The sequence below is a fragment of the Arcicella sp. genome, from assembly GCF_964672035.1.
Genome location: NZ_CBABQS010000149.1, coordinates 1 through 4,852, shown reverse-complemented (window position 1 = coordinate 4,852; position 4,852 = coordinate 1). Strand labels below are relative to the sequence as shown.

Below are 4,852 nucleotides of genomic sequence, written 5' to 3'. Positions count from 1 at the left end.
CCTACTTCCCCCCCTTCAAAATCGCCTGATAACGATTCATATCCGAAAACAATTTCAAAGCTGACTGAATCTCAGGGTCTTTGGCGAAAGATTGTTCACGAGTACCTTTTTGGAGATAATAATGTACGATAATTTCCTGTTCCAACGCTGTTTTGATTTCATCTTTAAACTTCATCATATCCTCCACTTTACTATGAGATAATTTTGAACGGAGTGCCTTTAATTGTTCCGAAACTACATCAAAATAACGCTCCTTTTTTGCCGAGGCTTCCAAGGTATTTAAATCTCTTTCGGCTTGGGTTGTATAGTCAAAATCTTGGGTTGATGCCCACTTTACAAAGTCTTGATATTCTGAAGCCGACAACTCAAAATCCTTAGCCGATTTAATCGATGGATGGTCGAAATGATATTTAATAGCATAGTCAAACAAAATGTATTTGTTTGACAATGAAAGCGTTACTGCCGCAGGAGCTATTTTTTCTACTTCAATGTCTGGCAAAACTCCACCACCATCATAAACCGTTCTTCCACTTTTTTTAGTCTTGAAAGGGCGTTTTAATGAATCTGGTAATTTCCCAACGCTACCATCTGGATTACGGTGTGCATAGTCGATGGCTTGGATACAACGCCCACTTGGAATGTAGTATTTTGCCGTGGTAACTTTCAGTTTGGTGTTATACGTCAAATCACGAGTAACTTGCACCAAACCCTTGCCATAAGTACGTTGTCCAATCAACACGCCACGGTCATAATCCTGAATTACGCCCGACACAATTTCCGCCGCCGAAGCACTTCTTGAATTGGTCAAAACGCTAATCGGCATCTCCGTATCCATCGCAGGATTGAGTCCCGTGTAGGTTTTGTTCCATTCTTGCACTTTTCCTTTGGTCGAAACAATTTCAGATTCTTTTGGCAAGAAAACATTACAAATATCCACCGCCATATTCAACAATCCACCTGGATTTTCACGAAGGTCAAGCACCAATTTTTTCATGCCTTTTGCCTTCAATTCCGTAAAAGCCTGACGCACTTCTTTTGAAGCAGTACCCGTAAAATCTTTCAAATCAATGTAGCCCACTTCGTCATTAATCATGCCGTAGTAAGGAACATTTTTCATTTTCACCACATCACGAGTAACGGCAATTTCCTCCAATTTATCCGTTCCGTAGCGTTTTACGGTCAATTTTACGGATGTACCCGTTTGTCCTTTTATCAATTTGCCTGGGTCGATTCCTTTTTTAGATTTTAAATCAACGCCATCTACTTTCACGATTTCATCGCCAATTTTCAAGCCCGATTTTTCGGCAGGTGTACCTTCGTCAATCAGCATCACCATGATACGTCCATTGCGATTGCCCGTCACGATGCCGATACCATTATATTTGCCCGTTGTCATGGTCATATAATCCTCAATATCATCTTCGGCATAATAGACGGTGTAAGGGTCAAACGATTTCAACATCGCATCAATCGAAGTTTTGACCGTCTTATTAGGATTGATTTCGTCCACATAATAGCGATTCAATTCCTTGAAAAGTGTGGCGTAAATATCCAAATTTTTAGCAATATCAAAGAATCGCTCGCCTGGGTCAGAGAAGGAAGCCAACGATAGTCCCACTACCGTTATCCCGCTGACTATTAGGGTTTTAGTGTATTTTTTTATGTTCATTTTATTGTTATTTCTTTTAAAATACGATTTACTCAAATTGCTCCTCTACGTTTGATAATATTTCACAGTCACAAAAACCACCTTTGTTTGATAACCATTCAAGAACATCTTTGACGTTAGGAATATTATTTTCAATTAAGAACTTTTCAGTTAAAAGTGTTGTATGATTACATTCGTTTAATTCTTCATCTAAATAATCAAATAGCTTGGTAAAATAACTTTTATCCATCGGGAGATTATTCTCGAATTCCTTTTTTTGATAACTTTTTATTTGATTTAGAAGTTCTTTACGCCTCTGTTTATCAGTATTCATTTCAGTTAGATTTTATTTTTATTAACAATACTTACTTTTCCCTTTGTTGTTCTTCCCCGTCCCGCCATCGTTTGGTATTTTTACCAACGACACTTGCGAAAGCAATTGGACGAATATTTTTTTCCCTGGCTTTATCATAGAAATCCACGGGACATCAAACATTAAGGGTTTCTTTTAAGGACATTTTTTTCAATTTCCCTTGTTGCATCTGTTTAATTTCACCAAATGATGCCTTTAAGTCTCGTTTCACTTTTAAGAGTTGCTCGTATCTACTGAATTTTTCTTGAAGTGAATCCCAATCTTCTACGGGTATTTGGACTAATTTACGTCCTGTTGTATCTGTAATGTATTGAATATGTGATGTAAGCATTTTCTTGTTTTTACAAATATTTAACGCAAAATCAAATACGATATTTCAAACAAAAACTAAACCATTTTCTGAAAAATCGCTTTCATGGATTTTTCTATCTTGGCGTAATCTTCGATTGTCTTTGCAATATACACAAAAGCAATATACACTGGAATTTGGGAGGCTGGTTTTTGTAGCAAAAGGTGCTTATGAAGGCGGTATGCCTCACGGGTACGACGCTTGATGAGATTTCTATCAACAGCGTGTTTGAAGAATCGTTTGGAAACGGAGATTAGAATTTCGGGGGAATGAGTTAAAAGTTGAGCATTTAAAGTTGAAAGACTATCAAACTCGTTTTCACTTTCGACTTTCAACGCTTGACTGTCAACTTTCTGAATATAAGAAACACGAAAAGGGTAGAGAAAAACCGATTGGTTTGTTTCTCTACCCTTTTTATCAAAGAGTTGTTCAATAACTTTTTTGGAATTGAGTCTTTCGGACTTCTTAAAAGTAAATTTCACGATATTCAGTCAATAGTTAAGATTTAATGAGTAATAATTGAACTAACTATTCTCTATTAATTCGGGCGGCGAACCGCATTAACTATTCTCTAAAATCTATTTACCTCTCTTCTCGTCAGAAACGGTCAATTTGTGTCTTCCTCTTGCACGACGAGCCGCCAATGTACGACGACCGTTTGGAGTTGACATTCTTTCACGGAAACCGTGTTTATTTTTTCTTTTCTTTACCGATGGTTGAAACGTTCTTTTCATGACGATATATTAATAAAATCTTTAAGTTCTTAAAACAGGACTGCAAAGGTAATGAACTTATTTTTATTTCCCAACTCTTTTTTAAAAGTTTCTGTTTTTATATGATTGATTATGAGTAATTTGGTCGCTTTTAAGCGATTGCACACTCCAAAATTCCATTGCGAGTTCAATTCATGTTCCATAAAGTACCATGAAAACCTTATGATAAAATACAAAATCTCTTCCGAAAAGCCCCAAAGCCATTTCTTACAGATTGAAATGGTGATTGATAATATTAAGTCCGATACCATCGAATTGCAACTCCCTGCTTGGCGACCTGGACGATATGAACTCCAAAACTTTGCCAAAAACATTCAACAATTTGAGGTGTTTTCTTCTAAAGAAAAAGTTCTATTCCACAAACTCACCAAAGATCGTTGGCTAATTCATACGACTGATTTACAGGAAGTTATTGTAAAATTTACATACTTTTCTAATGTACAAAATGCAGGAAGTTCGTTCGTGGATGAGTCGGTGCTGTACGTCAATTTTGTGAATTGTTTGCCTTACGTACAGGGGCGAATGGATGAACCTTGTGTTTTGGAAATGGTGATACCGAAGGATTATAAAATCGCTTGTGGAATGCCTAATGAAAACCACATTTTTTATCCAAGCAATTATTATGAATTAGTCGATTCTCCTTTACTTGCCAGTCCATATTTGCAACATCAAACTTATAAAGTTGGCGAGAATGATTTTTATGTTTGGTTTTTAGGAAACTATACGCCCGATTGGACGAAATTATTATCCGATTTTCAAGCATTTACTGAGAAACAAATTCAAATAATGGGTGATTTTCCAGAAAAGGATTATCATTTTATCAACTGGATTCTGCCAACTTCTTTTTATCATGGCGTAGAACATCGGAACTCAACCATGATCGTTTTAGGTCCAGATTCTGAGGGCGATGGATTGTATAATGACCTTTTGGGCGTTTCTTCACACGAGTTATATCACGCTTGGAATATCTGCAAAATTCGTCCCGTTGAGATGATGCCTTACGATTTTACGAAAGAAAACTATTTTCCAACGGGTTTTGTGGCGGAAGGCGTTACGACATATTACGGTGATTTATTTTTAGTTCAATCGGGTGTTTTTACGCAAGAACAATATTTAAAAGAGTTAGAAACTGTCTTGAAACGTCATTTTGAGCAAGATGGAAAAGCTTTTCAGTCGTTGGTAGAATCCTCTTTTGATTTGTGGTTGGATGGTTACGTGCAAGCTATTCCGCACCGTAGAGTTTCAATTTATCAGAAAGGAGCGGTTGTTTCTTTGATCTTGGATTTAATGATTCGCTTGCGTTTTGGACATCAAAAATCATTAGAAACCGTCATGCAAATTTTGTGGGAACGTTTCGGAAAAATGGGCGTTGGTTATTCATTAGAAGATTATCAGCGAGTTTGTGAAGAAGTTTACGGACGTTCATTATCAAACTATTTCAAAGATTGCATCAACGGAAATATGCCACTCGAAAGCATGGTCAATGAGTTGTTAGATGCCTTCGGTTTACAGATGCAGTGGAATGAAGAAGGAAAGATTCATTTGGAAATAATGGAAGCGGATAATGAGAATCTGAAATTGTGGTTAAATTTGTAGGAGATTTAAAAAAGAAAGGTTCAACCAAGACTTATATGAATATTTACGGAAGTCGTCCTTTGGAAGGACGACTTCCGTATTCTCGACATGAAAAGAAGATTAGACCAAAATCA

Annotated in this window: 6 protein-coding genes; 1 reads left to right on the top strand and 5 read right to left on the bottom strand. The window is 36.8% G+C overall.

The window, feature by feature from the left end; genetic code table 11:
• Position 1 precedes the first annotated feature (1 nt).
• From AC1W31_RS20490 to rpmH, 5 genes are all read right to left on the bottom strand, one after another.
• The gene (locus AC1W31_RS20490) at positions 2–1,669 is read right to left on the bottom strand and encodes a S41 family peptidase (RefSeq protein ID WP_481736363.1); all 1,668 of its coding nucleotides are present in this window, start codon (positions 1,667–1,669) and stop codon (positions 2–4) included.
• A 28-nt stretch (positions 1,670–1,697) separates the two neighbouring features.
• Positions 1,698–1,982, bottom strand: coding sequence for a DUF2695 domain-containing protein (locus AC1W31_RS20485; protein WP_481736362.1), 285 nt, complete (start codon positions 1,980–1,982; stop codon positions 1,698–1,700).
• Positions 1,983–2,136: 154 nt separating this feature from the next.
• A complete protein-coding gene (locus AC1W31_RS20480; protein ID WP_481736361.1) occupies positions 2,137–2,352 on the bottom strand; it encodes a hypothetical protein in 216 nt (71 codons plus the stop codon).
• Between the two features lie 56 nt (positions 2,353–2,408).
• A complete protein-coding gene (rnpA, locus tag AC1W31_RS20475) occupies positions 2,409–2,852 on the bottom strand; it encodes a ribonuclease P protein component (RefSeq protein ID WP_481736360.1) in 444 nt (147 codons plus the stop codon).
• Between the two features lie 96 nt (positions 2,853–2,948).
• On the bottom strand, positions 2,949–3,104 hold the full coding sequence (rpmH, locus tag AC1W31_RS20470; protein WP_184129307.1) for a 50S ribosomal protein L34: 156 nt from the start codon (positions 3,102–3,104) through the stop codon (positions 2,949–2,951).
• Positions 3,105–3,305: 201 nt separating this feature from the next.
• Between rpmH and AC1W31_RS20465 the strand changes: the two genes are divergently transcribed.
• Complete coding sequence (locus tag AC1W31_RS20465) at positions 3,306–4,739, top strand: M61 family metallopeptidase (RefSeq protein WP_481736359.1); 1,434 nt, start codon at positions 3,306–3,308, stop codon at positions 4,737–4,739.
• Positions 4,740–4,852 lie beyond the last annotated feature (113 nt).